The sequence below is a fragment of the Pandoraea iniqua genome, from assembly GCF_902459685.1.
Taxonomy (GTDB): domain Bacteria; phylum Pseudomonadota; class Gammaproteobacteria; order Burkholderiales; family Burkholderiaceae; genus Pandoraea; species Pandoraea iniqua.
The window spans coordinates 1-26,265 of the sequence record NZ_CABPSF010000015.1; the positions used below are offsets into that span (position 1 = coordinate 1).

Consider the following 26,265-nt stretch of genomic DNA (forward strand, 5'->3'; position numbering starts at 1 on the left):
TTCCTCTCTCCGGCACCAGACCCTTGTTTCTGGGAATGCGATGAAGTACGAAAGCCGCCATAGCATATAGCTAGGCGGCTTTTTTATTTGCCCATGTAGTACCATCTGATACCCCTGAATACTGACAAGCCCGGGGGTATCTCTGGGGGTAGCAGGCCATACCCCCGCATTTCGATACCCCCACATCACCGGGAATCGACAGATGGCCCTCACTGACGTCGAGGTGCGCAAAGCCGCGCCGCGCGAAAAGCAGTATCGCCTCACCGACACAGCCGGCATGTACGTGCAGATCATGCCGAACGGCTCGAAGCACTGGCGACTGAAATACCGATTCGGCGGCAAAGAGAAACTGCTGGCGCTCGGCAGCTATCCCGAGATCACCCTCGCCGAGGCGCGCAAGCGTCGCGACGACGCGCGCATGCAGTTATCGAATGGTGCCGACCCGGGAGCGATGCGCAAGGCAGAGAAGCGCGCCACCCGAATCACGGTCGATGACAGTTTCGAAGCCGTGACGCGCGAGTGGTTCGACAAGGTCAAATCAGGATGGACTGAGAAGTATGGCGAGAAGGTCATACGCCGGTTCGAGCTCTATGCCTTCCCGTGGTTCGGACAGCGGCGCATCGGTGAATTGGAACCGCCGGATCTTCTGGAAGCCCTCCTACGGGTCGAGCGCGACGGCAAGCATGAAACGGCTCACCGGCTGCGCGACACCACCGGGCAAGTTATGCGCTATGCCATTGGCACGAGCCGAGCCAAGCGCGATATCACGGCGGACCTGCGCGACGCCCTCAAGCCAGTAGAGGTCCGACACTTCGCCGCCATCACCGACCCGAAACAGGTCACGCAACTGCTGCGCTCGATCGACGGATACGCGGGCACGCACACCGTACGGATTGCCCTGAAGCTGGCCCCCATGCTGTTCCAGCGCCCGGGCGAACTGCGCATGGCCGAGTGGGACGAAGTGGATCTGGACGAGGCGTTGTGGGTGATTCAACCCAAGCGCATGAAGCGGCGCAAGGACGGCAAGCTATACGGGCGACCTCACATCGTGCCGCTGCCGACACAGGCCGTCGAGCTACTGAGAGAACTGCACCGATTCACCGGCACGCACAGGTACGTGTTTCGCGGCGCGCGCGGCAGCGATAGGCCCATGAGTGATAGCACGGTGAACGCAGCGCTGCGCAGCCTTGGCTATGACAACACGATCATGACCGGGCATGGCTTCCGTGCAATGGCTCGGACCATTCTGGATGAGGTGCTCGAGGAGAACGTCGACCACGTCGAGGCGCAACTCGCACACAAGGTGCGCGACTCACTCGGTCGGGCCTACAACCGCACGAGCCATGTGCAGCAGCGGCGCGCCATCATGCAGCGCTGGGCCGACTACCTCGACACGCTCCGGACCGCCGAGAAATGATCACCCTGCACTTCTACCGCTACCAGCAGCCCGGCGCCACGCGCTGGAAGAAGACGCACCACCGCATGGACGCGAATATGGCGGCCGAGTGGTTCGCGAAGTTTGAGCCGACCGCCGTCTATGAGCCGGTCGCCGAGGGCGCAATCGAGGTGACGCGCGCCAACGAAATGGCGCCGGCGAGTGCCGGACCCCCGGGGTGGAAGCCGCCGAAGGGGTGACGGCTCGTTACTTTGCACACATGGCGCCGAGATTCACAGGCGGCTGTTCGAGGTACGTGAGATAGCGCTCCACGATTTCGAAGATCACAACATCGGGCTTCGCCGCGGCGACGTCTTTGCCGTCGACAATCCACGTGCGAGTCGTGTAGAGGTGTCGGTAGTCTTCGCTCAGATAGCTGAACATTTCGGCCCCGAACGAGTCGCGATAGAGCAATAGCGTCCCATCAGCGCTGGGATTCTCGAATGATACGAAATGGTCGTCGCCCGGAATCACCGGCCAGTTCGGCAGCCCCGTCGAGTATTGGCCGGTATGCGGCGTACCGCTCGTCACCGTATAGACATAGTCCTTGAACATGCCTTCCACGGATAGCATGTTGATGGCAATGTCACCGCCGGCGAACGGCTGCTCGGTGACCTGATACCGCGAACGGTCGGTATGCCACGTCGGCTTTACGATGCCGTCGGCCACCAGCCTATCAGTCACCGTCTTGTACCCATAGAACGCCCCTAGCGCGTTCCAGTGGGTATCCGTGCGCTTATACAACTCTCCCTTCTCACTCGCCTTGGCCGCGATCATCGGCCCGCGTAAATCGATGCTCTTGATCTGCGGGTAAGTCTGCGAGAGGTAGGTCATGAACTGCGTTGTGCGCGATCCCGGCTGCTCGGGAAAGGACATCCGCAGCTTCTCCGGATAGACCGTCTGTTTGTCCGCCGCCAGCACGAAATAGAACGGTATGCCGCACGCCGATAGCGCGCTTCGCACCTTCTCAAGATTCGCCCCCATGCGCGCGAGAACCTCCGGGGTGTACCGGTTGCGCCCGAGGTATTCGGCGAAGCGCGGCTGCCCCTTCTGGTAGTTCATGTCATAGAACAGCCAACCGTCCTTGCCGAGCACGACATTGGCATTTGCCGGGACGCCGGTGCGGATCAAGTCGGCCCGGGCGCCATAATGTACCAGCACGTCGCGGCCGCCGAAGTTGTCATTGAACCAGCTGTTGAAATCGGAAAACCACTGGTTGGCGTTCTCGAACCCATACGTTTCCATCGGCTTCGGGGGCGCGGCCATTTTGCGGTTCTCTTGGATCGTGCCAGCCGGCAGAATCGGCACGCCGAATTTCAACACCGGCACAGCGAGCGCGCAGAAGAATGCGACCGGCAGCACGGCCGCGTTCAGGGTTCTCCAGATGCTCGACAGCGGCAGGCGCGACGACTCGTTACCAGAAATCATGGCGCCCTCAGAAGCGAAAATAGATGAATGGGTTGTACTGGCCCAGTCCGACAGACATCAGGCACAGCGCCAGCACCGGCAGCACGAAGGCGACGCGCAGATAGCCGTCGATCGACACGTCGACCAGACGCTGAGTAACCGGGCGCGCGACGTGATTCAGCTTCGGATATAGGCCGAGCGACAGTGCGACGGCGGCAATCATCGTGATGCCGAGTTGCGGTGTGTAGACGCTGCCGATCGTAATGCCCTCAAGTGCTGACGTATGCATCCCGGCCAACGTCAAGAGGTAATGCTTGGCGTCGGCCAGCGTGTGCGCACGGAAGAATACCCAAGCGATCATCACCGCGAGGATGGTGTAGGCCAGATAGACGACGCCGCGCCAGCCGGTATGACGCGTGGCATCGCGCCCCACCACCCGCTCAATCGTCAGGTATGCCCCGTGCAGCGCGCCCCAGATGACGAAGTTCCAGCTAGCCCCATGCCATAACCCAGTGAGCAAGAATACGCCCCAAAGGTTCACATAGGTACGCGTCGCCCCCAGCCGGTTACCGCCGAGCGGGATGTAGACGTAGTCGCGGAACCACGTCGAGAGCGAGATATGCCAGCGTCGCCAGAAGTCCTGCAACGACTGTGCGCTGTATGGATAGTTGAAGTTCTCCGGGAATTTGAAGCCGAACATGCGCGCAAGACCGATCGCCATGTCGGAGTAACCGGAGAAGTCGAAATAGATCTGAAGTGTGTAGCAGACCAGCGCGAACCACGCGAACCCCGTACCGATATCGCCGGGCGCCGCTGAGAACCCGGTGTCAGCGATAACGCCGAGCGGATTTGCGATGAGAACCTTCTTGGCGAGCCCCATCGTAAACCGGAATATCCCGGCGCTCACGTTGTCGAGCGTGAGCGCGCGGTGACGCAACTGGTGATTGATGTCCTTATAGCGGACGATCGGCCCGGCAATCAGTTGCGGAAAGAACAGAATGTAAAGCCCGTACTCAATGGGATTGCGGTTCGGCTCCGCGTTGCGGCGGTAGATGTCGATCAGATATGAAATCGCGTGAAATGTGTAGAACGAGATCCCGAGTGGCAGCGCGATACTGTCGACGACGGCCGGCGCGCGGCCGAGTGGCGCGGCGATCTGGTTCCACGTCTCGACGGCAAAGTTGCCGTACTTGAAAACGCCCAGCACGCAAAGGTTGAGTGCGATCGCTATCCACAACAGGCCGAGACGCCATCGGACGTGATTTAAAGCGATCCCAAAACAGAAATTGGCTGCGATGAGCGCGAGCATCAGCAGGACGAAATGAAACTCACCCCAGATGTAAAAGATCAGGCTCGCGAGAATCAGCACTACATTGCGTAGCTGAGGCGTGATCAGGCAATACAGAACGAATGTGATCGGCAGGAAAAGGCCGAGGAATATCAGGCTGCTGAATACCATTGGCTTTATGGTGGCGAGACGTGAAAAATTGCCACGATGCTACCATTTTTTGCATAAAGGTCCTCAGCACTGCCGACATTCAGGAATTACAGGCATTCGGAATAAATGGGCTATTTCCCATTCGGTTTCCAACCGCAGATTTTTGCGCCAGCCCGATTGTGCGCGAGAACATCGGCCGCCGTCCGGTCGCTCAGAACGTCAGTCTTCGAGACATAGATCGGCTTGGTCCAGTCACACGCCGTGTCTACGACCTTCGTCTTATACTCGACGCGCGGCTCAGTCTCGACCCCACTCCTCGTGCAGCACCCGGCCAGCGTCGCCAGCAGGAAGACCATCAGCATTAGAATCCTCATCGCGTCTCACCTTTGTGTTGTCGGCGCCCGTCTGCACGCCTGCCTGATTCGCCGCGGCGAGCGCGGCGTCGTTCTGGGCTTTGGCCTGTTCAGCCTCGGCCATCTTCTGCCCCGCTTCGGCCGTTACGGTCTTCGCCTGCTGGTGCCGGAACGCACCGAATAGCACGCCGAGGATGCCAAGCACCCACGGGCCGAACTTGCGCAACAGAGCGACGATGGTCATAGCCCCTCCCGATATGAGGCTGTCCCGTTCGCGAACTTCGCCGTGAGCACCTGCTGTCGGCTCTTCTCTCCAGCTTTTGCGAGTCCAAGGTGCACCCACGTGCCCTCATAAATGAGCTGATCAAAGTCGATGCCGGAGGCGGCGATCGCCTTACAGATTTGCAGCGGCGTGCCATACCCCGGGCAAATGAAATCCGCCGCGAGCCCATAGAGATGAGCGCTGTTACGCGCGCCACCGACCGCACGATTCAGGTCGGGTGAGCGATACCCCGACGAAATGCTGACCGGCCGACTCCCGAGCAGAACGCGCACGCGCTCCAGCGTCTGAGCAACCCGTATCAGGTTCGTGACGATCTCGTCCGATGGCGTGTTGTCGATACCACGCCGATCTGCCGTCTGGCTGTGCGTCAGCTCGTCCAGTGTGAAATGCAACGTCAGGTCATTTGCGGTCTGCATCGTCGCCTCCCTTCTTGAATATCCCACGCAGCGCGTCGAGTACTGCCTTTTGCCGGATGCACTGCGCTGCCACCGCGATCAGGATGCCGAGTATCGGCGCGATCTGTTTGCCGTGTGTAGGGAACAGAGACACGATCACGCCGGTAGCGTCCGGCCAGTGATCGTCAATCACCGGGATAGCGGTCAGCAAGATCAGCGTGACTGCGCCCGTCCATATCGACCAGCGTTTCCAGACATCTCGCAGGTCATCAACGAAGAAATGGCGGAATCTCATCGACGGCTCCATCGGGCGATATCAGGCCGTTGGCCGGCCGCGTTGTTCAGGAGGTGGTTACGCACCTCCTTCAAGTCGCTGCTGATGTCGCGAAGCTGCTGCGTCGTGTTGTTCTCAAGCTTCGTTTGTGACTGCTCGATGCGCTGCATGTGCTGATCCTGTTCGGCATTCTTCGACTCGACGGCCGTCACGCGCCCGACCAGTTCGAAATACGAGGCGTTGACCGCCCACGCAGTACCGCCGGCAGACATGGTCGCCGTCAACACGAGTGACCAGTTGACCGTCCATTTCCGCATGATGTTCCGCTCTTCCATAATTCCCCCGAACTTCAGCCGATCAGGTCTTCGTGATGTACGACGCGTCGAGCGTGATCAGGTATTGATGGCCCAGCGTGAGCGCTGGGAACACCGGATCGAGGCCTATGATCGTGGTCGTAGTATTCGTGATTGTCGAGGTACGCCCGTTGTTCACAACAGGAGTGGCGCCTGACAGGGCAGAAACGAACGTCTGGCCCACGAGGAATCCAGAATTTTCTGCGCCTTGTGGAAGACCACCAGCGAGATAGAGCGTCTGCGGCGTCGATGTAGTGGCACTGACCTGCACGGTGACACGGCATTGGACCTTCACGAAACGCCCGATCTTCGTGAAATAGCTCGTCTCACTCAAGACGTTGAACGGCGTGGCCCCGTCGGTGCGCCAAAGGCCGGCGAATAGCGTCTCGAAATAATCGTCGAGCATGCGCGCGTCAGCGTTGCGCGGATCGCCGGTTACCTGACCGAGGAAGTGAATCGGGCCACCGAACGCGCCGACCTGAGGATAGATTGCTCCAAGGTCACCGCTTCTCGATCCCGTGCGCAAGTAGATACCGCGCGTGCCCAGATTCGCGCCGTTGTTGGCCGCCAAACAAGGGACGATGCCGGTGGGATCGTTGCCCGGAATCGGATCGACGAAGAGCGCGCCATTGACGTCCGAAGTCATTCGAATCAGATTGTCGGTATCACCTGAACCACCGAGGTTCAACGTATCAAACTTCGGTTTCGTTCCCGACAAGCCAAGAATGGCACGCTGATAGATGCTATTGCAGTTGATGGCACAACGGGGGAAGTCCAAGGTGTCAGAGCCACCCGTACCACCGTGCGTTTGCGAGTCCAATACGACTTGATAGGCGACTTGCAATGTGTTGGACCACGCAAGATAGGTCGAAGCGTTTCCGATCAGGAAAGCACGGTTCCCGGCGACGCTGTACCCGGTAGGATCGCCCGCGTACCCGTCATAGTTGTTTTCGAAGTGAACATGATCAAATGTGATGTCGCGCACAGTGCTGACGTCGGTACGGTAGACATACAGACCGGACTGTCGATTGCTCTCAATGACGGTGTCGCCGAGACTCGCGCCGATGCCGTCGCGAAGCATCGCACCGAACTCGTTTTGACGAATGACACATTCGCTCATCTGCCAGAGCGTGCTAGGAATTTCCGGGATATCCGGAACATTCGGGTGCATGTAAGTCTTGGCCTGATGCTCTGACACCAAGAAACCCATGCTTGCGGCCCCCGTGAAAGCCACACGCCGGAAAACGTTATTGTTCCCAGCAGCCGGAATCACACCCCCGAACTTGAATCCCTGAACCGTCGAATCTTCGGCAATCGTCTCGGCGCTATCCACGATCAAGCCGTAGTCATGAACGGTGGCCCCACTGTCCGTAATCAGGATGTTCCGGAAACCTGACCCTTGTGCGGCCGCTCCTGTCGATGTTCCTTTCAGACGCATCACCCACACTGCCGATGCACTCGGGATCAGCCGAGTTTTGATCGTCGTCAGATCCGGAATCTTCTCGTAGGTCGTGCCACCGGTGTCGCCCTCGAAGATCACACGCGGTTGATCGATCTCGAAGTTCGTCAGCACGTACACGCCGGCCGGCACGAAGATTCTCGCGCCACCCAGAGACGCCGCCCACGCCAGCGCAAGTTTGAATCGGTCCGTGTCGTCCGTGGTGCCATCGCCCTTTGCCCCGAACTGCTTCACGCTGACAGGCGATTCCTGACAGAGTTTCCAGCGGCAGCCGTCGTTGGCCACGATGATCGTACCGCCATTGTCGGCACTCGTCGTGTCGGTCAGGTCGCGCCGAAAGGTGCCACTACCGCCGTTGCCATCGCCCCAATAGCTCGTGACAATCGCGAACGGATTTGCGGTCTTCGGGAAGGTCCGGAGATCCACTACGGAATTCGCGACGCGCGGTGCGCCGCCGACCAGCGTAACGCCATCGGGTGCGGCCAGTGAGATCAATACACCGTCTTCGCCGTGCGGAAGCGAGATGACAAGCCGCCCCTGCTTGTCGAACACGGCCAGCGAGAAAGAATTCGCGCCGACGAACACCTGCTTCGCCTTCCCGTTGACCGCGACCATGCCGTCGATCGTTCGCAACGGCTGTGTCATCGCAATCGTTCGCTCGACATCCTGATATACCGATACCGGGTTCGTCATCGGGTCCGTGTCTGCGACGCCGACGTAGATGAACCCGCCATTCAGCGGGTTCCCGTCAAGGTCGATGAAAATCGGTACCGGGTTCGTGAGGTTTGCGCCCATGTGTCACCTATTGGTTTCTTTTGCGGTCGGGTGGTTGAGGAACGAAATTGCGCTGCGCACCCACTGCTCACGGGCTGCCGCACTGTTGGGAAGGGTGGAATTCGTGAGACTGAAGAACCGGCGCATCTGCGGCGAGTTGGCGAGCGCACGAACTTCTTGATTCGTAGGAGTGATCGAGTTCTTCGCGAGTTGGACGAACTCGGGGCTCACGATGAGTTCGTCGGCAGCCTTCATGACTTCTGGCTTCCCGCGCGACAGGGCATTCATGACGGCGTGCGCCAGTCCGGCACCCACCGGGCCACCGACGTGTGCGGCACCGGCCACCGTCGCCCCGACGGCACCCTCGCGGGCCTTCTCGAGAACGTTCGCCATCAGCCCTTCGGCGCGCGCATTGAGTTGATCGCGCACAGCCATGATTCGACCGGTGGTGATCGCTTCGCGCGTCGCATTGGAGATCGAGCGGGACACCTTGGCGAGGTCGAGCAGTTGATGGCGCGTCTCGGCCGGAAGGTTTGCCATCACGGCATTGAAAGCTCCGGAATTACGCTTCAGGCCATCCATCCAGTCCGCGTAGTTCTTGAAGTTCAATTCGCCGTTCTTCGTGGCTCGGCCGAAAGCGGCGTTCAGGCCGCTGGCCGTCACTTGCTGACGCATCGACGGCGGAACGGCCTTCATCAGGTTCACGAACTTCGTTTCGTCACCCTTGGAAAGTGACTGAACGGCGGACCCGAGCTTTCCGACGATGGAGTCGCCAAGCTGCTTTCCGAAGAGCGACGTCATGTCGTCTTCGATCCCCTTTCGCATTTGGACGGCTGCACGCGCGGCGTCGAAGCGCTCTACAGCGTTCGGCACGCCGGAGTTCGCAAGCGCGGCACGCTGGTCTTCGGAGACGCGTGCATAGAGAGCTTTCAGCAATCCACTGTCGGCGTCCTTGAATGGCCCTTCGTTCTTCAGGCCCGCGCCGATATTTCGACGCACATCGTCCAGAAGCGCATAGGTCGGCCGCTGCATCTGTGCTTCCATGCCCAATTGCGACGGCGAGACCTTTGCGCCGCCCACCACGATCGGCTCTTCTTTCGCAGTGAGTTTCGACTGAACCATCTTCTCGATGGTCGATAGATTCTTCGAGCCGCCAAGATCCGTCGCGCGCTGCTCAATGAACCCTAGGACGTTGGGCGCGTCCACCGGCATCGTCGCCGGCACATCGGCCTTGATACCCTTGTAAAGGGCATCAGCTTTCTGCTCGAGTTGTGCCTGCGTGTTGGCGAGGTCGTTTTTCACCTGCGCCGACAAGCCGCTCAAATCGCGCGTGCCGCCTGCGTCCTCGACGATCTTCATGCCTCGTTCAGCCACGCGCGAAAGACCTTCCATTTCGTCAGCGCGGGCAAGACTGCCCGGCGTGGACTTGATGGCCTGCGCGAGCTCCCGATAGGCCTGATTGCTCGTCAGGTGGTCGGGCTGGAGATTGTCAGCAATTCCCAGACGCTCGGCCGCCGCCAACGCCTCTGCGTCGGGGGCACCCTGCGTGGCGAGCACATCGCGCGCGCTCGCCTTCCCCATGCCGAAGGGTGCACCCTGAGCGCCGACGGCCTTACGTGCTTGTGTGGAGAGGTCAGACGCGGCCATGAACTCAGGCGTCGGAGTAGCCGCCGCGGTGGCCGGTGCACCACCAGCGGCTGCGGTTTCGACCGCTGCTGCCGCAGGCGTTGGAAGTGCCGGCGCAGCCGCGGCAGTGGCAGCGTCGGGCAACGCTGCTGGAACTTGAGGCCGACCGCTCTCGGCAAAAGCCCTCTGAGTCCCTTGCGCAATCTGACTTAGGGATGCCGGTGTGGAGTTAGGCAATTGAGCTATTTGAGAATCAATCTCCTGAATTCGCTGCAACGCACGCGAACCATCCTGTGCATTTGCAAGCTGCCCGTGGAGACGATCCATCGTAGCTTGGAAGGACGTCATCTCATCGGAAAGCTGTCGCTGCGCAATAGCCCGAGCATCCTTGAACTTAAGACCTTGTCCTTGTAATTCCTTCGTCCGTGCCTCAATCGAATCAAAAGAACGCCCTTCTAACGCTGCAATTTGCTCCCGAATTGAAGCATCTCCTTTCGCGGGCGAATTCGCAGCAAGCGGCAAAAGAGCCTCTTTTTCTTGCTGCAATGCAGCCACAGTAGGATTTGTGACTATGGGTGCGCCGGGGTTGATCGATGCCCCCAATTGAGGTGCGGTATTGGGCGCGGGAGATGACGAGTTTGATGCTGGCGCTGTCGAATCAGCAGCTGGATTCGGTAGCGTCGGCTCGACGCGAGCCGCTGCGGGAGTTTGCGGCGCTTCGCCTTTGAATGATTGGTAGAGGCGTTGAGCTGCCTCTCCGATCGCAGTTGGAGCCTTCGACACCGCACCTTCCACCGCCGTCGCACCGCCCATCGTGGCAACCATCGTTCCGAGGTTGATTGCTGCCTGCGCGGCTGGCGACAGGCCAGCATCCTTCGCATGTTGCGCGGCCGCCTGACCTGCGGCCATTGCGACCGCCTGCTTTCCGGCATCTGCGCCGAATGTCTTACCGATCTGCCCCACAATCTCGGGTAGTGCACCGGCACCTGCGGCGAGCGCGCGCCCGGCGCCAGCAAACGTCCCTGCTTCGGCGGCTCCTTGCGCTGCCGCGTTCACGCCGCGCTCCAATGAACCCACCGGTTTCGGCAACCCGAGTGCATTAGCAGCTTGTTCGGCCTGATAGCCGAGAGGCGCAATTTTCGGATCGTGTCCGATGAGGCTACCGGCCCCGTTGATGAGCGCAGCGATTGGATCGTAGACGACGCCAGCCACATGCCCAGCACCTTGAATTGCGTCTCGCGCTGTGAGGCCGAGTTGCCGACCGACATCTGCAACGACGCCTTGCGACGGCGGCGGCGCATCGGGATCTTGCAACGACGCTCCCTGCGGCAGAACGGCACGCCCAGCCTTGATATCCGCCTGCATCTGAGAACGCACATCGGCCGGCATCTGCCCGTTGTTGAACGCTGTCACAGCGCCAGCAGGAATCTGCATCGGCTGCCCAACGGCTGCCGGTTGCCCGGGCTCAGTCGGAGCCGCAGCGGCAGACGACACGGGTTCGACATTATTTGCTGGCGCAGTGGGGGCTTTAATCTTCACGTCACGCGGCAGAAGAATGCGACCAGCGTCGACATCGCGCTCGAACTCGGCGGCGACGTCCGGCGGCATCTGCCCAGATCTGTATGCTTCGATGACCTTCGACAGACTCGGAGACGAAGACGTCGGCATACCCGCGCCGAGATTGGAAACGTCTGGCGCAGCCTGCAACTGGTAAGGATTCTGGCCGTTCGGTTGGGCGAACGATGGCGTCGCGTCAGGATTGTTCGGCGACGCGCCGGTGACGCGTTTGGCATACGCCATCGTCTTCGGCCCCCAATTCTCACGGTTCGTGCCGCCGTGATACTCGGCCGTCGCGAGAATCTCATTGCCGCCATTGCGGTCTGCGGACTGTTTGAGAAGGTATGCGGCCCCCATGGCAGCCGCGCCCGGGTTCAACCACGGATCGACACCGGTCTGGTCGATGATTGCATCGCGCGTCTTCCGGGTGATCTGATAAGGAGTGCGCGCCCCGGCGCTGCTCACCTGATCGGCGTTGCTTTTCTCGCCTTGCAGACGAATATTGTTCAGCCAGCCTTCAGGGATGCCGTGCGCTGCGGAAGCGGCCTTGTCCGCCGCGTCATATGTGGCGTCCTTGAAACTGACGGGAAAGGCGCTGACGTTGTAATCGGCCATGTCAGTTCCCGTATTGCATATAACGCGGCATCGTGCCCGGCGCAGCGTTCGGTGGGGTGACGTTCAACTGCGCACCTTTCAGGCCGCGCGCCATGAAGTCGTTAAAGGAGGTGCCGGCCGGAACCAGCACGCCAAGCACGTTGGCATCACGCGGCATACGCCCCATCGTGCCGGCGCCGCTGATCCAGTCAGCTTTTGCATCGTTCACGACGGCCATGCGGCGTTGCACGTTCGCGTAGGCATTCAGCCACGCGGCAAGTTGCTGCGGGTCGGCGTTGTCCTTCGGGAATCCCTTTTCGATCTGTTTGAGGTCGGCATCGGTCGTGCGGCCGCCCTGCACCACGCCGAACAATGCGCTCGCGCGCATCGAGGCATATTCCTTCTTCAGGTCGTTCACGGCGTCCTGCGAGCCGAGCAGGTTTTGCAATGACATCTGCGCATCGCCAGCCACACCGACATTTGCCCACGTGCCGTCCTTCGCCTTCGCCTGAATCTGGCTGGCGATGCCAACGGCCCGGTCTGCGGATTGCTGCAACTGCTGCGAACTGGCGACTGCCGTAGCTTGCTGCTCAGCCATACCCGGGGCCATATTTGGCACCATCTGCTTGTAGTGCAGTTCCTGCATCTTCAGTGCCGTCTCGGTCTGGAATCGCTGTTGGTCGAGACCGAAAGCTGCGGCCCGGTGCTGGATTTGGTCGATGGTGTTCTGGACGTTCGCTTGCGTCTGCGCGAGGTCGGCCTGAGCCTGTTGCGGCGCGACCTGTGCCTTTGCGCCGGCGGTCGTCGCCTCGGCATCAGCCTTGGCAATCGTTGCCGGCTGCGTCATGAGTGACGAGAAATGCGAGGCGAAGTCCTGCGGCCCCATCGCGGACGAGAGCACGGCACCGAGCTGCCCCTGCGCAGCCTTGGGGTCCGTCCGGATGAGATTCACGACGTTCTGTGCGTCCGACAACTGTTTTTGGTAGGTCGGATTGTTCGGGTCTTGTGCGCTGTTCTGGAGCGCCGACAGGTTCTTCTGGGCGATATCGAGCGCCACGTCGGGGCGGTTATTCGACAAGGCGGAATACGCGCGCGACGCCTGATCTATCTCGGCTTGCTGCTGGCCTGTGTGCAGCGTGCTCCAGCCCTGAGTGATTGCCTGATGCTGATCCGGGAACATGGCCGACAGCGCGGCAAAGTTAGCTGCCGTGGGGTTCTCGAACGCCTTCTTCAGCATCCCCGGATATTGGATCGCTCGCTGAAGCTGAACGCCTTGCATCGCGGTTTGCGCTTGCTGCATCCCGGCCTGCGCGTTCAGCAGATTGGTCTGAGCCTGAATCTGCCCTGCTTTCTGGAATGCACCTACGGGGTCGGCCGATACCTGCAACCCCGTGTAGTTCACCGGCGTCGGCGCGGCGGCTTGAATATCTGCCATGACGATTCCTTAGAAGAGACCCATGAGGAAGTTGGCCGCGCTCGAGATCCCGCTGCCCGCTGCGCCGAGCAGTTGGCTGCCGATGGACGATCCGCCGGTGCTCATACCGAGGATCCCGCCAAGCGCATTCATCCCCGAAGCTGCTGCGTTGCCTTGTGCGATCGATGCGCCGGCTTGAGACGAGCCAATCTGGCCGAGCAGGTTCGTGATGTTGTTGCCGGTCTGGATGCCTGCATTCCCGGTGCCTGCCGCCGCGTTCTCGCCAAGCCCCATAAGGCTGCCGGTGCTCTGCAAATACGATTGCAGGTTGCCGATCTGGTTACCCATCACATTCGTGAGCACCTGATTCGGGAGATACCCAAGGCTGGAAATCGTGTTGCCGCCGCGCAATCCGCCCGTCGCGCTTGCGTTCTGGAGGATGGCCTGCTGGCCGAGGTCCATGGCCGTGGTGTATAGGGGATTGGTCTTGAGCGCGTCGAGGGCACCTTGTTGCGCCGTGCTGCCGTTGGCGCCAGTGATGTTTCCGAGCTGCCCGAGTGCGCCCTGATAGTTGCCAATAGCGCCGGTGCCGGCGTTGACGAATGGCGCGAGAAGCTTTTGAACTGCGTCGAACTGGCGCCGCTGTTCGTCGATGCCGGCCATTGCGGCCTGTTGCTGAGCCTGAGATGCGTTTTGCGCGGCGTCTGCCTGCGCGTTCGCACCGGTCAGGTCACCGACGAGCCCACCGACGGCCTTGGTAATAAATGACATTGTTCGCCTCGAATTCCGTTCTCGTCAGTCCAAACAGAACGACATCGAGCAGTTCGCCATTCTTTCGGCAGCACCCGCGTATGACGCCTTCCTGCTGGAAACCCAAGCGTCTGACGTAGTTCATCGCGCTCACCAGATTTCCGATGATTGGCGCGCTGACACGCAGCACAGAACTCGCGTTGAATATGAACCGCAAAACCTCGGCGCCCAGTACGCGGCTGTGGGGCAGAGCGTCGGGTAACAAGCAGGCGTGTACCTCGACGTCGATGCGGCTCTTTTCGCGGATCATGAAGAACCCGCAGAACATGTCTCCCGCCCAAGCCCCCAGATATCCAACATCGGGGCTATTTTCGAACTCGGGACTCCAGTCGTCATGTCGAATACGCCCTAGAATCTCGGGCATTCGATAGACCTTGTTGACGATGATCGGATCAAACAGGGGACGAATCATGGCGAAATGTACGCGGCGAGACGTGACAATTCACGAATGACCAATGGCTTACCAGCTCGGGATTCGCCGCGCCACACCGTTGTCGTTGATGGTGATCCACTTCGTCGGGTTGCCCGCGACTGGGGCATTTGTGAGGGTGCCGGCTGCCGCGCCTGCCGCGTTAGCAAGCGATACAGACGTGCTCATCAGGCGCGCAGCCTCCCCCGCCGTGACAGAGGAAAATGCGCCGCTCGCTGGGACTGTTGCGCCGATTGGGGTGTTGTCGATCGTCCCGGTCGTGACGGTACAACCCTGCACGGTGCCGTTGATCAGATCGGCCTTGTTGGAAAAGGCAGGATCTGACGTCGGGCCGGTCGTCACAAGCATTTGCCCTATGCTCGTCGGGCTCACGGTTCGTACTGGATCAGCGTCGGCCCCGATCATGACAGCATGTCGCGCGATGTTCGTGAGGCCGGTGCCACCGTCTTTTGTGAGCACGGGCACCGTGAGGGATATCACGACCTGCGTGCCGTTCGTGGTGATGGAGATCCCTTCCCCCTGCGTCAATGACTTGGCATTAGGGGAAGTCGGGGTGACCGTTCCCAGAATCACAAAGGCAAGCTGCTGGATAGCCTCGGCAAGATCGAGCGCCTTTTGCGCGGTATCGTCCACCTGACCTACGGCGTCCGGTAGCGTGACGCGAATGTCGCGCGTCATGTCTTCCAGCCGGCGCACGGCGGTCTGGTTCTGGCCGAATGCCTCTGCGAGTTCCTTTCGGTTCGCGGTGGGCGTGACGATATCGATATCCATCAGACGCTCAACGGTTCAGGATCAACTTCGAGGGCAGCCATCGACACCGGCGCGGCATTGAAGCCCGAGAACCGGAAGCCACAGAAGTTCTTGAACGAGAACGCCGGGCGCCATTGTGCGCGTTTGTCGGTCTGCCCTTGGCGCCCAAACGAGATGTACCTATCAACGCTCCATTTGCGGCCGTCGAGGGTATATCGCATGCTGACAGTCGGATTTTCTTTCAGGTCGGCATAGCCGAGCGTTCCGATCAGTTCGACGGCGTTTACGATGACGCCCTTTCCGCCGTTGTACATGAACGCGACGTCGAATTGCCAACGGGCCCGCTCACCATACTGCTGGGCGGTCAACGGGTCGATATAACCGACGCGCTGATCGATCTTGTCGCCCATCAGGAACTTGCCGTAGCAGTACACCGGATGCCACGCCCGCCACGGCCCGCTGCCGTCGACACTGGAGTCGAGCATGAACCAGATCGGCTTCTGTGCGGCCTGCGATCCCATGACGTCGTAAACCCATGTGTAATCTGGCAGATGCAGATAGATGAACTGCTGCACCTTCTCACCCCGATATTCGAGCGTTGCCTTGGAAAGCTGCTCATCGGTGTATTGGCCGATGACCGTCTGCACCTCGCGCGAGGCGATCGACGTCGCGAGCCCGAGCCCAGCGCTTAGATATACGCTCGGCGCTTCGTCTTCCGCGCTGCCAAGGAATGCGAATCCTTGGCTGGTGAGGCATTTCCCGTGGGGGCCGAGGACACCCTTCTGAATCGTGGCGCCGACGTTCTGCACGAATGGGAAACCGGTGCCCCCTTGGTTGTCGAAAACGGCGATGGTGTACCGATTGCACCCGTACAGTTCATTGCGGAATCGCAGCGTTCCGTTGAGCTTGTCCGGCGAGTTGGAATCGCTGCCGAATTTCTGCGAGTTGATGTTGAACTGGTTATCGAGGTCGGTGACGTAAATCGCGGTGTCGTCGCTCAGGACGAAATAGCCTGCCATCCATGTGACGTCTGTCGGCGTGCCGACATTCTGGTTCGTGCACTCCTGTAACGTTGGGGTGCTCGTCGTGGTGCCGTCGGGCTTCTGGATCGTGTAGAAATAGAGTTTCCCGGCACTCACGATGCCGATCCCCTGATTGTCATACCCGTGAACGATGGAGACCGGCAGATTGTCGTTCTTGAGTTCACCAAGAACTGTGACGAGCCCCGTCGATGAGACGGAAACCAGATTGGGGCCGAGCACGCGGTAGCAGGTGCCATTCCAGTTGACAGCACCACGGCACGCACCGTAGATCACGGGCGCGTTGACATCGAAGCGTGTTATGCCCTCTGCGGTGCGCAAGTACATCTTGGAAATTCCGGTGTCCTTGAACACCGGCACGAGGTTGCGCGGGTACGAGGTGCGGAAATCAGCGCCGATGTCGGCGTATGTGCCGTCGCTCAGTGGGATCTGCATGGTTCGTCAGGTTGTGGCGCTCAGATAACCCTCTCCCGGCGTCACGAGGACCGGCCCAGTGTTCACCAGCGTACTGAGCAGTGAAATGCCGCCAAACGTGCCGTTCTTCGTGATGACCTCTTTCGAGTTGGGCAGGATCGGGTAATCCTTCACGGTTGCGGCCACCGGATTCGCGACGTCGTAGCACCGCACGAAGACGATGAATGCATTCGCGTTCGTGAACATCACTTGCTTAGCCAGCGGATCGACCGTGATAGGGGTCGGCGTGCTCGACACCGTGACAGTTTGCGTCTGGCCATAGGCCGGCGAGAAAGGCTGTTTAACCATGGTGTCAGACTCCGTCGAGAGGGCGCATAGTCACCGATGCGCGCGAAATAGAAAGGGTCGTTGAGGCGTCCGCAGAGGCGATCAACTGGATGATGTCGCCTTCGTTGATGCGTCCGTTCACGTTATTCGGATTGCGCAGTACGCCGGAGAAGTGGAAGCAGTCTGCGTTCCCGGTACCGGCCTTAATCGTCTGGAACTGCGACGTGTGCAACGGGCCACCGACAGGCCCCGTTTGAAGCTGCAAGGTCAGCGTTCGGCCAGCGGGCAGTGAACCGTCGAGCGCCACCCAGAAGTCAGCGGCCGCGATATCGCGCGTCGCCTGCATGACGCCGGTCAACACATTCAGCGTCAGCGACTGGCCGCCGATGTTCAGAACGGTGTTGCCGTTCGCGTCGAACGGCGCAACGGTGACAGCGACCGTGCCGACGGGAAGCGCCACAGCTTGCGAGCGGATCAAGGAATACAGCGAAGATGCGTTCAAGAGTCCATCCGGCAATTGGAGGTTCGCTTGCAAGAGATCGAGAAGCGCACCGAGGCTTACCTTGCGCGCCTGCCCGTTGTTCTGGCTCCAGATCGCTACCTGATCGGAAAGCTGCGGGTTTGTGTCTGCCGAAAGCTGGTTGATGTTTGCCATGTCGAGGCCTCAATTGCTGTCCGGCCAAGGATTGCCGGTAGGCTGAAGAAGGTCATCGTCGGTCGTCGTGATGCGGTCGACCGGCGCGAAGAACTGCTGATTCTTGGTGTTTCGGCGATTTCCGGTGCCGATCGGCATATGGCGCGGCATCTGCATCTGCGGGATTTCGAAACTGCCGGTGAGGAGCGCCTGATATGAATCGTCGGCAACTTGCGCAAGCTGAGGGGGTACCGTCTTTCCCTTCATCGACGCCAAGCGCGTCACTGCCAGATTCGTGACAAATCCCTGTAAAGCCCAGTCGGGAATGCCTGCGTCGTCGCCTAGATCGCTGGCGCGCGCACTTGCGGGTAGGTTGTAGCCGACGCGGATGCCCTGTGAATCCCACATCGCGGCCATCCAGTCGAGACGACGCAGCGCATACGAATATTCCTCTGCGCTCAGGTCAAAGGTGTAGCCAGCCAGCCCGATTTCGGCATATGCGTCGTCGATGATTTCCTTCTTCGTTGCCATGACGCGGGGCGCTTACGCGCCGCTCCCGGCTTTCGCGTCAGCCTTCCCGGCTTTCGCTGGCTTATCAGTCGACACCGCTTCCTTGGCCGCCCCCTCAGTTGCCTTAGCCACGGTTGCTGCACGTTCTGCTTCTTCGCACGCCTGACGCTCGGCCGCTTCCTTCGCTTCGCGCTCGCGGCGCTCCTCGGTCTCGCGCAGGCGTTTCGCCTCTGCCTCGCGGGCCGCCGTCGGCGAGGGGTGCCAGCCTTCGGCAAGCATGTCCGGCACTTCGACGGCTTCGACGATGATCGTGTCGACATCGACGCCATGCAGGCGCTGTTCGCTGCCGACGCGAAACATCATCGTCGCTTCATGGAATCCTTTCATTGGGGTCACCTCGTGAAAACGGCGGCCGGGCGTGCGAGACGCCCAAGCCGCCGGCAGGCATTTACACCTGATTGAACAACTCAACGCCGCACATCTCGGTGTTGAGCACGGCGACACCGAAATAGATGTCGGCGCGGTACTTCGTGACATACGTGTTGATGTCGAAGAACTTCGTCAGCGTGACCTCGATGCCCTGATCGGTCGTGCCACGAATGGCCTGAACACCGGCGTCGGTCGGCACTTCGTAGCGGCCCGGCAGCAGTTCGACGGAATCCATCTTCCAGTGCGGATTGAGAGCCGAACCGGCTGTGTTGAGCCAAGTAATCGGCGCGCTGTTGGCCGGGGTGGCCGTCACGTTCTGGTAGCAGACTTCAGCCAACGATGCACCCTGCGCGCTGATGAACGGCGGCGTGATCTGAAGGTGCGTGCCGTCGACAACCGACACGACGCGGAAGGTCTTCAGCTGGCCCGTGTCCTGCTTCGTGATGTGATGCACCGAGTTCACGCCCGCGACGGTGAAACAGTCGCCAGCCACGACGCCGGCCGTTGCGCTGACGGTGATCGTCTGGAAACGGTTGTCGACGTTGGTCACCTCACCGTACGACGCTGCGACGGTGGCCGCCGGCACGTAGTACTGGTTCGCCGCACCGATGGTGATCGCGCCGCCGGCCGCAGCGATGATGCGCGGCGAATAGTCCATCTTGAACACGCCGAAGTTCGCCACTTCACCGACGTATGCCTTGTCGTACGCGGTCTCCGGACGGCCTTGCAACGTCTGGCGTGCGGCCAAATTGCTCGCCATGCCGTTGTAGTCGCGCGACGAGTAGGCAGCATAGCGCTCGTCCATGCCGATGCCCTGCTCGTTGTAGATCGCGTCGATCGCTGCCACGTCGTCGAAGCCACTTGCGGCCGACGTTCGCTTGACGACCAGAGAGCCGAGGGACGTGACCGAACTGTTCACGGCGACGTTGATGTCAGAGGCCAGTTTCTGCTTGGCCGAATCCCCCAAGCGGTTTTCCTGCAACGCATCACGCAGTTCCTTGGCCGTCATCGTCCACGGCACCGACTGCGAACGGTTGATCGAAGCGGGAACCGACAACTGGGTATAGCCGTTGAAGTTGGCCGTCTGGTCCAAGCCCGAATACGACTTGGCGATGTACGGTTGCGGACGCCAGATGATGTCCGCGGACCGCTCCATACCCTGCTGATTGGTCGTGTACTTCTTGACCAGCCGCGACATGACGAGTGCGTCGTCAAAGCCTTCCAGAAGCTGCTCGAAGGCGACCCGTTCTTCCTTGCTGAAATTGTTTGCCATTTTCGCTTTCCCTCAATCGGATTTGATCGAGAGCAGTTGTCAGCGGCGCGACTGCGCCTGCTTCAATTGCCGCTTGTAGGAGTTGACCTTGGAGTAATCCCCGGTCTTCTCCGCTTCGGCTCGCAACTGCTCCAACTTTTTCTCACCGCCTCCGACGGCCGGTGTGCCGGCTGCGGAGGTCACGCGCCCTTCGGGCGCTGCTTTGGTCGATTGGCGGGGCGTCACTTTCAGTTCCTTTTCGAGTTTCGCCGCGGCAAATGCGAACCGGACGGGATCTTTGATGGAAGCCAACTCTTTGAGCTTGTTCGGGTAGCGACCCAACGCGTAGACAAACGCGGCGGGGCGGTCCGCGCCGGCGAGCACAATGCCTTGCTGCTCGACGGTGAGTGCCGCCACCACATCGTTTTCCACGTCCTGATAGTCCTTGACGCGCAATTCGGTCGCTTCACGGCGGTAGCCGTTCAGGCGTTCGACTGCGGCCTGCTCGCGCGCCTGCGCCGCTGCTCGTTGTTCGTTTTGGACGGCGTCGACTTTGGCCTTGTCGGAGTACCACTGGCCGAGGGCTTCATCGAATTTCGCTTCGTCGTAGTCGAACTGCTCGAGCGTCGGTTTCTGGCCGAGCGTGGGGACTTCTGGTTGCTGGGTTGCTGCCGCGCCCTGCTGTGCTTCGAACTTGCGCACCTGCCGCTGAAGTTCAGCGTTCTGCTTGCGCAAGTCGCGCACCCAAGTGGGGGCACCGTTGAGTTGTTCATCCGAGGCTGGCGGGGCCTCATCGCCGAATTGGATTTCGAACGCACCTTCGTCTTGGTCGCCTTCGTTCGTCGATCCTTCAGCGGCAGTGTCAGTGCCGTTGGGCTGATCGTCGTTCGCAGCGTCGCCCGTCAGGGCTGCCGGCTCGGTGCCGGTGCCATTGTCGAGCACCTCGTCGTTGGCGTTCTCATCCGTCGTAAGCTGGTCTGCCGTTTGCATATAGATCCCTGTCGACTCGCGGCTTAAAGGCGCCACGGTGGCCTCAGGCTGGTTTCTACCAACCGTGAGGCACACCAACAAGAATGACCAATCTAAACGGCTTACTGGGCTATTGCGGGCTGCGCGCCTTGATCGGGCGCGTTCGCGACAGGTTGCGCTGGTACAGCGCTCGCAGCAGCGGCCGCCGGCCCGGTGGTAGCGATGAGGGTTTGCAGGATCTGGATGGCAGTTTGCAGGTGATCGTTTTTGGCGTTCGCCAGCTTGGCAACTGCGTCCGCGCGCGAGTTTGCGGCGTCGGCCAGCGTCTTGAGCGTTTCGGCTTTCGTCTTCCCGGCCTTGGCCGCTTCGTTGCCAGCAGCTTCCATCAACCACTGATCTTGCGGGCTCGGCGGCTGGTTCTGTTGCTGGGAAGCCTGTTGAGCCAGTTTGCGGGCCTCTTCTTCGGTCGGCTGAACGACACCTTCCGTCACAAGCTGCATGCGCAGGAACTCGCGCAGGTCATCCAGCCCCTCGCCATCCATGTTCGTGAGGATCAACGACGTCACGATGCTGGAAATCTTCGGATCTTGGATGAACTGGAGCATTCCCACGAGCGCACGAACGGTGGCATCACGGCGGCTCTTGAACGCGGGACCGGTGTCGGCCAACACGTCGAACTTGCCCGTCGCCGGATCATTCACGACCTGTGCGGCCCCGTCGACCATCTTGGGCTGCTTGAGCTTGATATTCGACCGAGCGTCGTCTTTCCCGACGAAGGGCATCGTGCGATTTTCCTCGTCGTAGATCTCTCGCGCCATGCCAAGCCAGACTTCCCCGCTTCGCTGCATCGACTTGCTCATGTTGTCCATGTAGATGAACGACTGCATGTCGATCTTGTTCTGCACGAGCTCGACGGCCTTGGCGGACACGTTCGAGACGATCTGCTCGCCTGCCTGCTGCTCGCCCGTGACTTCCTGAATAACGCTCGACGAGACCTGCATGAGCGCCGCGAGAGACTCCGGCACCGGCGGCGGTTCGGTATAACCGATCGGGCCAGCCGGAACCTTTTCACCGTTGGCGCCCTTGATCGGGTCGACCAGCAGGAACGGGTTATCGTCGATGTTGTCGCTCGCCCACGTAGCGGCGTGGTTCTTGATCTGCTCGGGTAGGAAAATCGGCTTACGGCGCGGTGCCAGCGCATTGATGATCGCCAGCAGCGAAATCTGCATGTTGAACAGGCGTTGTGCGTCGGTGCCGAGACGAACATGGCCCATGATGCGCTCCATGTTATCGATGTACGCGCGCTTGCCGTAGAACGGAATGACCGGAATGTTCGGGCCGGCGACATAGCCGCAATCTTCAAGCACCCGGGTGCCGTCGTGGATCCACTTGTGAACACGGCGCTCTTTCACCGTGCGCACCCGAATTTCGGTGTATCCCTGAGCCGCCAAGCTTTCGCGGTACTCATCCGTCAACTGTGCTTCGGGCACCTTCGTATCCTTGCCCTGCTGATTGTTCAGGCGGAACACATGCACGCGCTTGCGGATTTCCTCGACGCAGTAATATTCGGCCACATAGATGACGTCCGGCGTATACCAGTCGAACTCCGTCATCTTCTGCACCTTCTTGAACGACGACGCGCTCGGCAGCACGATCCCTGCTTTCCCGTACGGATCCGCTTCGCCGGGTTCACCCCAGTTCTCCGCGTATGCATCACGGCTTACCGCTGAAATCACCCAGCATCGATGAGCGTCGGACTTGTCGTATTTCTTGCCGTCGAGGCTGAAGAATACCGACGAGTCGGCATCGTAGATCGGTTCGAACACGATCTTTTGCGTGTCGTCGTCTTGGTCGTACTCGTCGGTGTAGACGTTACGCAGTCGCCACGCACCCATGCCGCCAGCCACGCCTTCCTCGAAAGCATTGTCGTATGCTTCCTGACCGCCGCTGCGCTGCTCGTCGGCTCGGTACAGGCCGCACAGCGTATCGGCCGTCTGGCTCGTCGCGGCGTCATCGACGGGTCGGAACTCCACCGAAATGCGATTGTTCCGGTACTCGTTGAAGATGCGCACACAGGACATGTGCAGCTTGTTCACCTCGAAACGAGGCTTGTTGTCGAACTGGAGGCGCAGCGAGTCTTCCCACATGGCGCCCTCGACGAACACGAACCGACGGTCGCGAAGGCATTTCAGTCGCACTTCCTGCTGACTGGAATATGCGCGGTCGAACTCGACTAGGGACGCCTCGACGACTGCGCTGTGAATCTCTGTTTTGCTCTTGCCCATGATGTTCCTCGCGGCTCAGTGTGATGTTGCGCGCTATCGCCGCGCGTTCCAGTGGTTGACGGTTTTTGGGATATCGAAATGCTCAGGACGCTGTGGGGCGTTCGGAGTGGCGAGGCGACGCATCATGTACGCGTAGCGTGAGGCCGACAGTAAATCGTCGCGCTTCTTCACGATTCGTCCGTTCTCGTCGCGGTGATAAAGGCGCTTCTCTTCGAACCAGTCGACGAGCGGCGAGAAAACTTTCCATCGGCCAGACAGCATGCGCTCCTGCATTTCCCAGATGCCGACCTCGACGCTGTTGCCGCCGTCAGGCCATGTCGCATGTGCGGGAAGCATGTTGAAGCCGACAGCCGCGTACTGACCTTTCAACTCTTCGCCGCCTCCCTTCTCATGCTGCAAGCCGTCGTGAGGCCATGCGTATGGGATGTCACGCGCCCAGCCTTGAACGGCGATACGCGCCTGCCCTGCGTCCTTCTGTGACGCGCGCCACGCGTTCGTCACGTAGATCACATCGGCATCCTTGTCCCATGCCAGTTGCACGTGGCCCTGCGGGTGGTCCCAGCCGAAGTCGAGGCCGTTGATGACGTCCCAGTGAGGGGGAATTTGGAAGGGATCGACCTTGATGTCGTCGTCAGACACCGTGAAGATGAGGCCCGCACCGACGGCCGGCACGCCTTTCGAGCGCATGTCACGCTGGTACGCAGGGTAGGCGGCGAGGATCTGGGCCTTAGCCTCTTCGGTCAGGTGCGGCGCATCAGCCCATGTGACGTTCATCAGGTACTGCCCTTCCTTGATGTCCTCCATGAACTGTGAAACGAGCGGCGTCATGCCGTTCTCAGGTGTGAACGTCAGCGTGACGAGGCCGCCGCGATTGTCGTCACCGGTCAGCGTACGTGTCAGGCACTGCGGGTAAATCTGCTGGTCGCGTGGCTCCTCGTCGATCCAGATGTCGTCGATCGAGTCGCCCATGAGCACATGCTGCCCTTGCTCGTATGCCTTGAACGACAACGTCGACCATCCGCCCGTCTCATGCTTGATCTTGATTTCCTTGATGAGGTTCTTCGTCTGGGGGGAACGGATGAACTCGCCCAAGCAGTCGCCGGGGATTGCCCCTTTGCCGTCGAGCGCATCGCCCTCGAAGTCCCCGAGCAACTTGCGCTGGATCACGTCGCGGATCTGCTCACCAGAGACGCCAAGTGCCCATGACCGGATAGGGCGACTGAATCGGTACCCTTCCCACCAATCGGGGTAACGGCCAGTGAGGTGAATCGCACGCTCGAATGCGGCACCTTCGGTCTTGCCGACTCGGTTCGCGGCCATGAGTGCGCGCTGCTTATTCCTCGCCCCCTCGGCGAAGAACTTGCGTTGCCATGGATATGGCTTGAACAAAGCCAGTCGATTGCGGGCCCGGCGCTCGGCCTTCTCAGCCAGCGCCATCGCCAAATTGAGACGAACCCGACGCGCCTCCGAGTCCGAGAGCCGCGCCGAGTTCGGTGATGATCTTGTCAAGCTGCTCATCGCTCAGGTTATTCAGATCAAGTTTTCCGTTCACATTTGCGTCGACGGCTACCTTCTCGCGCCATCCCATCTTGTTCTTCGTCCACCAGATGATTGCCGTGTTGTCGCCACGCATGCAGTTTCGGTAGAGCTGCCCGACAACATTCGCGTTGGCATGCACAGCACCTTCCTCAACGGCCTTGGCGAACTCCGGATGGTCACGCTTCCAGTTGCGAATCGTCCGGTCACTCACCTTGAAAAGCGGCCCGAGCTCCCCCTCAAGCGCGCCAATAAGGCTGTAGTTGCGCGCCAATTCGGCAAACTCGGGCCGGTAGAGCGTCTTGCACCCCATCACTCCCCCCCAGCACTACGGACGATTGCCCGGAACGCCCGCATGGTTCGCCAAAGCTGAAAAACAGTCCAGATGACCAACAGCCAAAGCAGCGGGCGCTCAGGCGCCGGCAAACCGAACCAGAACGCAATCTGAATCAGGATGAACAGCACGACGCAGCCGATAGCCCACCGGAGCAGGCTGTAGGCCACGGCCAAGGATGCGAGGCTCATCATCGTTACTTCCCCCCAAAGCCGCGCAAGGTCTTCGCCAGTCGGGCTCGCTGACCTTCCTTGCCGCCCTTCTTCGCCGCCGCGTCGAGCTTCTTCTCGGGGATCTTTTCCCCCGCCTTCACCCCCAGTTCCTTGCGCAACGAACCGGGTTTTTTGATTGCATCCTTGATCCATTTCGTAGCCATGACTTACTCCTTATCCTGAATGCGGAAGCCGAACCACACTTGAAATCGGCTGGTTACCACGCCGTCGGCGCGAGTGAAAATCAAATGACCGGTGAGGGAACAGACGGAAGGCTTGCCATCCACGTGAACAGCGAACTGGCCGCCGCTATCCATCCACACCGCATAAAGCGCTTCCTTATGCTCGTCCATCTCAACTCCTGAAAGCGGCGCCGCGCTTGGCGGCGCATGGGTTTAGGCCAGAAACGCCTCGATTTCGTCGAGCGCCGCATGCAGTTCGGCCACAGCCTCGCGCTCGAACGACCAGAGGTGCGCGCGAAGCTTCGCGATAGCACCTTGCGGCACAGCGTCAGCGCCCGTCGTGGAATCCTCGGCGCTTCCCGTCGGCGAGGCGCTGGTTGATTCGGGCGATGCACCCGTCAGCCCAACGTCGGCCAGAGTCGCATCCGCACCGCTCGATGCCGTGCCGGTCGTCTCGGACGACGCCTGTGCCGTCGCAGCGGCAGGCTCCCCCGATTGCGCCACCTCGGCGCCGGTCGGTTGTTGGTTCAGTTCTTCCATTTCTCATGCTCCTTTGGGTTGGTGCTGCTGGTCGCGCCACGCCAGAAATGGGCGCCGTACCTTCGTGATGAACGCGTGGGCCGCGTCCGGGTTGGTTTCGAGTTCGCGACGCGAGGCGACGCCGCAAGCCTCACGCACCGCATAGGCCGCGTCGTCGCTGCTGATGGGCTGCCCGGCGATCTCGGAGAGCCACGCGAGAAACTGCGCGTCGCGGCACCAGATGGCGGAAAGGCGCGTGAGGCCGGTCAT

The 26,265-nt window shown here is 60.5% G+C and carries 29 protein-coding genes; 2 read left to right on the forward strand and 27 right to left on the reverse strand.

From position 1 onward, the window contains the following. Positions 1 to 202 precede the first annotated feature (202 nt). Together PIN31009_RS27515 and PIN31009_RS27520 are read left to right on the forward strand one after the other, a co-directional pair. Positions 203 to 1,417 (forward strand): tyrosine-type recombinase/integrase, encoded by a 1,215-nt coding sequence (locus PIN31009_RS27515; RefSeq protein ID WP_150792137.1) that lies wholly within the window; start codon positions 203 to 205, stop codon positions 1,415 to 1,417. Beyond that, positions 1,414 to 1,635 (forward strand): hypothetical protein, encoded by a 222-nt coding sequence (locus PIN31009_RS27520; protein ID WP_150792138.1) that lies wholly within the window; start codon positions 1,414 to 1,416, stop codon positions 1,633 to 1,635. The genes PIN31009_RS27515 and PIN31009_RS27520 overlap by 4 nt, the downstream gene beginning before the upstream one ends. A 7-nt stretch (positions 1,636 to 1,642) precedes the next feature. On the opposite strand, the gene PIN31009_RS27525 is transcribed toward PIN31009_RS27520, so the two are convergent. From PIN31009_RS27525 to PIN31009_RS27660, 27 genes are all read right to left on the reverse strand, one after another. After that, a complete protein-coding gene (locus PIN31009_RS27525) occupies positions 1,643 to 2,863 on the reverse strand; it encodes an alginate O-acetyltransferase AlgX-related protein (protein WP_150792139.1) in 1,221 nt (406 codons plus the stop codon). Positions 2,864 to 2,870: 7 nt separating this feature from the next. Further along, positions 2,871 to 4,301 carry an MBOAT family O-acyltransferase gene (locus tag PIN31009_RS27530; RefSeq protein WP_150792140.1) on the reverse strand — a complete coding sequence of 477 codons (1,431 nt, stop codon included), beginning with the start codon at positions 4,299 to 4,301 and terminating at the stop codon, positions 2,871 to 2,873. Positions 4,302 to 4,577: 276 nt separating this feature from the next. Continuing rightward, entirely contained in the window at positions 4,578 to 4,877 is a 300-nt protein-coding gene (locus tag PIN31009_RS27540) for a hypothetical protein (RefSeq protein WP_150792141.1), read from the reverse strand. Then, entirely contained in the window at positions 4,874 to 5,332 is a 459-nt protein-coding gene (locus PIN31009_RS27545) for a D-Ala-D-Ala carboxypeptidase family metallohydrolase (RefSeq protein WP_150792142.1), read from the reverse strand. The genes PIN31009_RS27540 and PIN31009_RS27545 overlap by 4 nt, the downstream gene beginning before the upstream one ends. After that, entirely contained in the window at positions 5,316 to 5,606 is a 291-nt protein-coding gene (locus PIN31009_RS27550; RefSeq protein ID WP_150792143.1) for a hypothetical protein, read from the reverse strand. The genes PIN31009_RS27545 and PIN31009_RS27550 overlap by 17 nt, the downstream gene beginning before the upstream one ends. Then, positions 5,603 to 5,902: a hypothetical protein gene (locus PIN31009_RS27555; RefSeq protein WP_150792144.1), complete on the reverse strand. Its 300-nt coding sequence runs from the start codon at positions 5,900 to 5,902 to the stop codon at positions 5,603 to 5,605. The genes PIN31009_RS27550 and PIN31009_RS27555 overlap by 4 nt, the downstream gene beginning before the upstream one ends. 40 nt (positions 5,903 to 5,942) lie before the next feature. Beyond that, positions 5,943 to 8,192, reverse strand: coding sequence for a glycosyl hydrolase family 28-related protein (locus tag PIN31009_RS27560; RefSeq protein WP_150792145.1), 2,250 nt, complete (start codon positions 8,190 to 8,192; stop codon positions 5,943 to 5,945). Between the two features lie 3 nt (positions 8,193 to 8,195). Beyond that, entirely contained in the window at positions 8,196 to 11,969 is a 3,774-nt protein-coding gene (locus PIN31009_RS27565; protein WP_150792146.1) for a hypothetical protein, read from the reverse strand. Between the two features lies 1 nt (position 11,970). Continuing rightward, a complete protein-coding gene (locus PIN31009_RS27570) occupies positions 11,971 to 13,383 on the reverse strand; it encodes a hypothetical protein (RefSeq protein WP_150792147.1) in 1,413 nt (470 codons plus the stop codon). A 9-nt stretch (positions 13,384 to 13,392) separates the two neighbouring features. After that, a complete protein-coding gene (locus tag PIN31009_RS27575; RefSeq protein ID WP_150792148.1) occupies positions 13,393 to 14,133 on the reverse strand; it encodes a hypothetical protein in 741 nt (246 codons plus the stop codon). Continuing rightward, a complete protein-coding gene (locus tag PIN31009_RS27580; protein WP_150792149.1) occupies positions 14,093 to 14,584 on the reverse strand; it encodes a DUF2824 family protein in 492 nt (163 codons plus the stop codon). The genes PIN31009_RS27575 and PIN31009_RS27580 overlap by 41 nt, the downstream gene beginning before the upstream one ends. A gap of 48 nt (positions 14,585 to 14,632) precedes the next feature. Next, positions 14,633 to 15,373: a hypothetical protein gene (locus PIN31009_RS27585; RefSeq protein WP_150792150.1), complete on the reverse strand. Its 741-nt coding sequence runs from the start codon at positions 15,371 to 15,373 to the stop codon at positions 14,633 to 14,635. Further along, positions 15,373 to 16,827, reverse strand: coding sequence for a packaged DNA stabilization protein (locus PIN31009_RS27590; protein ID WP_150792151.1), 1,455 nt, complete (start codon positions 16,825 to 16,827; stop codon positions 15,373 to 15,375). Before PIN31009_RS27590 ends, PIN31009_RS27585 begins: the two co-directional genes overlap by 1 nt. Before the next feature lie 6 nt (positions 16,828 to 16,833). Continuing rightward, complete coding sequence (locus PIN31009_RS27595; RefSeq protein WP_150792152.1) at positions 16,834 to 17,154, reverse strand: hypothetical protein; 321 nt, start codon at positions 17,152 to 17,154, stop codon at positions 16,834 to 16,836. 4 nt (positions 17,155 to 17,158) lie between these two features. Beyond that, positions 17,159 to 17,788, reverse strand: coding sequence for a hypothetical protein (locus tag PIN31009_RS27600; protein ID WP_150792153.1), 630 nt, complete (start codon positions 17,786 to 17,788; stop codon positions 17,159 to 17,161). A 9-nt stretch (positions 17,789 to 17,797) separates the two neighbouring features. Further along, positions 17,798 to 18,298 (reverse strand): packaged DNA stabilization gp4 family protein, encoded by a 501-nt coding sequence (locus PIN31009_RS27605; protein WP_150792154.1) that lies wholly within the window; start codon positions 18,296 to 18,298, stop codon positions 17,798 to 17,800. A gap of 12 nt (positions 18,299 to 18,310) precedes the next feature. Next, positions 18,311 to 18,664 carry a hypothetical protein gene (locus PIN31009_RS28055; protein ID WP_174997418.1) on the reverse strand — a complete coding sequence of 118 codons (354 nt, stop codon included), beginning with the start codon at positions 18,662 to 18,664 and terminating at the stop codon, positions 18,311 to 18,313. A gap of 61 nt (positions 18,665 to 18,725) precedes the next feature. Next, entirely contained in the window at positions 18,726 to 19,979 is a 1,254-nt protein-coding gene (locus PIN31009_RS27615) for a P22 phage major capsid protein family protein (protein WP_150792155.1), read from the reverse strand. Positions 19,980 to 20,018: 39 nt separating this feature from the next. Next, positions 20,019 to 21,029 carry a hypothetical protein gene (locus tag PIN31009_RS27620; protein ID WP_150792156.1) on the reverse strand — a complete coding sequence of 337 codons (1,011 nt, stop codon included), beginning with the start codon at positions 21,027 to 21,029 and terminating at the stop codon, positions 20,019 to 20,021. A 20-nt stretch (positions 21,030 to 21,049) separates the two neighbouring features. Continuing rightward, a complete protein-coding gene (locus PIN31009_RS27625) occupies positions 21,050 to 23,212 on the reverse strand; it encodes a portal protein (protein WP_150792157.1) in 2,163 nt (720 codons plus the stop codon). Between the two features lie 33 nt (positions 23,213 to 23,245). Further along, positions 23,246 to 24,649: a terminase large subunit domain-containing protein gene (locus PIN31009_RS27630; RefSeq protein ID WP_246185907.1), complete on the reverse strand. Its 1,404-nt coding sequence runs from the start codon at positions 24,647 to 24,649 to the stop codon at positions 23,246 to 23,248. Next, complete coding sequence (locus PIN31009_RS27635) at positions 24,636 to 25,061, reverse strand: hypothetical protein (RefSeq protein WP_150792159.1); 426 nt, start codon at positions 25,059 to 25,061, stop codon at positions 24,636 to 24,638. Before PIN31009_RS27635 ends, PIN31009_RS27630 begins: the two co-directional genes overlap by 14 nt. Then, complete coding sequence (locus PIN31009_RS27640; protein WP_150792160.1) at positions 25,061 to 25,276, reverse strand: hypothetical protein; 216 nt, start codon at positions 25,274 to 25,276, stop codon at positions 25,061 to 25,063. Before PIN31009_RS27640 ends, PIN31009_RS27635 begins: the two co-directional genes overlap by 1 nt. A gap of 2 nt (positions 25,277 to 25,278) precedes the next feature. Next, positions 25,279 to 25,458, reverse strand: coding sequence for a hypothetical protein (locus tag PIN31009_RS27645; protein WP_150792161.1), 180 nt, complete (start codon positions 25,456 to 25,458; stop codon positions 25,279 to 25,281). Positions 25,459 to 25,461: 3 nt separating this feature from the next. Further along, positions 25,462 to 25,647, reverse strand: a complete 186-nt coding sequence (locus tag PIN31009_RS27650) for a hypothetical protein (RefSeq protein WP_150792162.1) — start codon at positions 25,645 to 25,647, stop codon at positions 25,462 to 25,464. A gap of 42 nt (positions 25,648 to 25,689) precedes the next feature. Next, complete coding sequence (locus PIN31009_RS27655; RefSeq protein ID WP_150792163.1) at positions 25,690 to 26,016, reverse strand: RodZ family helix-turn-helix domain-containing protein; 327 nt, start codon at positions 26,014 to 26,016, stop codon at positions 25,690 to 25,692. A gap of 3 nt (positions 26,017 to 26,019) precedes the next feature. Then, positions 26,020 to 26,265: a hypothetical protein gene (locus tag PIN31009_RS27660; RefSeq protein WP_150792164.1), complete on the reverse strand. Its 246-nt coding sequence runs from the start codon at positions 26,263 to 26,265 to the stop codon at positions 26,020 to 26,022.

Excerpts from the sequence above, each read along its gene's own strand:
- PIN31009_RS27515 (WP_150792137.1), top strand. The coding sequence starts at position 203 with ATGGCCCTCACTGACGTCGAGGTGCGCAAAGCCGCGCCGCGCGAAAAG.
- PIN31009_RS27520 (WP_150792138.1), top strand. The coding sequence starts at position 1,414 with ATGATCACCCTGCACTTCTACCGCTACCAGCAGCCCGGCGCCACGCGC.
- PIN31009_RS27525 (WP_150792139.1), bottom strand. The coding sequence starts at position 2,863 with ATGATTTCTGGTAACGAGTCGTCGCGCCTGCCGCTGTCGAGCATCTGG.
- PIN31009_RS27530 (WP_150792140.1), bottom strand. The coding sequence starts at position 4,301 with ATGGTATTCAGCAGCCTGATATTCCTCGGCCTTTTCCTGCCGATCACA.
- PIN31009_RS27540 (WP_150792141.1), bottom strand. The coding sequence starts at position 4,877 with ATGACCATCGTCGCTCTGTTGCGCAAGTTCGGCCCGTGGGTGCTTGGC.
- PIN31009_RS27545 (WP_150792142.1), bottom strand. The coding sequence starts at position 5,332 with ATGCAGACCGCAAATGACCTGACGTTGCATTTCACACTGGACGAGCTG.
- PIN31009_RS27550 (WP_150792143.1), bottom strand. The coding sequence starts at position 5,606 with ATGAGATTCCGCCATTTCTTCGTTGATGACCTGCGAGATGTCTGGAAA.
- PIN31009_RS27555 (WP_150792144.1), bottom strand. The coding sequence starts at position 5,902 with ATGCGGAAATGGACGGTCAACTGGTCACTCGTGTTGACGGCGACCATG.
- PIN31009_RS27560 (WP_150792145.1), bottom strand. The coding sequence starts at position 8,192 with ATGGGCGCAAACCTCACGAACCCGGTACCGATTTTCATCGACCTTGAC.
- PIN31009_RS27565 (WP_150792146.1), bottom strand. The coding sequence starts at position 11,969 with ATGGCCGATTACAACGTCAGCGCCTTTCCCGTCAGTTTCAAGGACGCC.
- PIN31009_RS27570 (WP_150792147.1), bottom strand. The coding sequence starts at position 13,383 with ATGGCAGATATTCAAGCCGCCGCGCCGACGCCGGTGAACTACACGGGG.
- PIN31009_RS27575 (WP_150792148.1), bottom strand. The coding sequence starts at position 14,133 with ATGTCATTTATTACCAAGGCCGTCGGTGGGCTCGTCGGTGACCTGACC.
- PIN31009_RS27580 (WP_150792149.1), bottom strand. The coding sequence starts at position 14,584 with ATGATTCGTCCCCTGTTTGATCCGATCATCGTCAACAAGGTCTATCGA.
- PIN31009_RS27585 (WP_150792150.1), bottom strand. The coding sequence starts at position 15,373 with ATGGATATCGATATCGTCACGCCCACCGCGAACCGAAAGGAACTCGCA.
- PIN31009_RS27590 (WP_150792151.1), bottom strand. The coding sequence starts at position 16,827 with ATGCAGATCCCACTGAGCGACGGCACATACGCCGACATCGGCGCTGAT.
- PIN31009_RS27595 (WP_150792152.1), bottom strand. The coding sequence starts at position 17,154 with ATGGTTAAACAGCCTTTCTCGCCGGCCTATGGCCAGACGCAAACTGTC.
- PIN31009_RS27600 (WP_150792153.1), bottom strand. The coding sequence starts at position 17,788 with ATGGCAAACATCAACCAGCTTTCGGCAGACACAAACCCGCAGCTTTCC.
- PIN31009_RS27605 (WP_150792154.1), bottom strand. The coding sequence starts at position 18,298 with ATGGCAACGAAGAAGGAAATCATCGACGACGCATATGCCGAAATCGGG.
- PIN31009_RS28055 (WP_174997418.1), bottom strand. The coding sequence starts at position 18,664 with ATGAAAGGATTCCATGAAGCGACGATGATGTTTCGCGTCGGCAGCGAA.
- PIN31009_RS27615 (WP_150792155.1), bottom strand. The coding sequence starts at position 19,979 with ATGGCAAACAATTTCAGCAAGGAAGAACGGGTCGCCTTCGAGCAGCTT.
- PIN31009_RS27625 (WP_150792157.1), bottom strand. The coding sequence starts at position 23,212 with ATGGGCAAGAGCAAAACAGAGATTCACAGCGCAGTCGTCGAGGCGTCC.
- PIN31009_RS27630 (WP_246185907.1), bottom strand. The coding sequence starts at position 24,649 with ATGGCGCTGGCTGAGAAGGCCGAGCGCCGGGCCCGCAATCGACTGGCT.
- PIN31009_RS27635 (WP_150792159.1), bottom strand. The coding sequence starts at position 25,061 with ATGGGGTGCAAGACGCTCTACCGGCCCGAGTTTGCCGAATTGGCGCGC.
- PIN31009_RS27640 (WP_150792160.1), bottom strand. The coding sequence starts at position 25,276 with ATGATGAGCCTCGCATCCTTGGCCGTGGCCTACAGCCTGCTCCGGTGG.
- PIN31009_RS27645 (WP_150792161.1), bottom strand. The coding sequence starts at position 25,458 with ATGGCTACGAAATGGATCAAGGATGCAATCAAAAAACCCGGTTCGTTG.
- PIN31009_RS27650 (WP_150792162.1), bottom strand. The coding sequence starts at position 25,647 with ATGGACGAGCATAAGGAAGCGCTTTATGCGGTGTGGATGGATAGCGGC.
- PIN31009_RS27655 (WP_150792163.1), bottom strand. The coding sequence starts at position 26,016 with ATGGAAGAACTGAACCAACAACCGACCGGCGCCGAGGTGGCGCAATCG.
- PIN31009_RS27660 (WP_150792164.1), bottom strand. The coding sequence starts at position 26,265 with ATGACCGGCCTCACGCGCCTTTCCGCCATCTGGTGCCGCGACGCGCAG.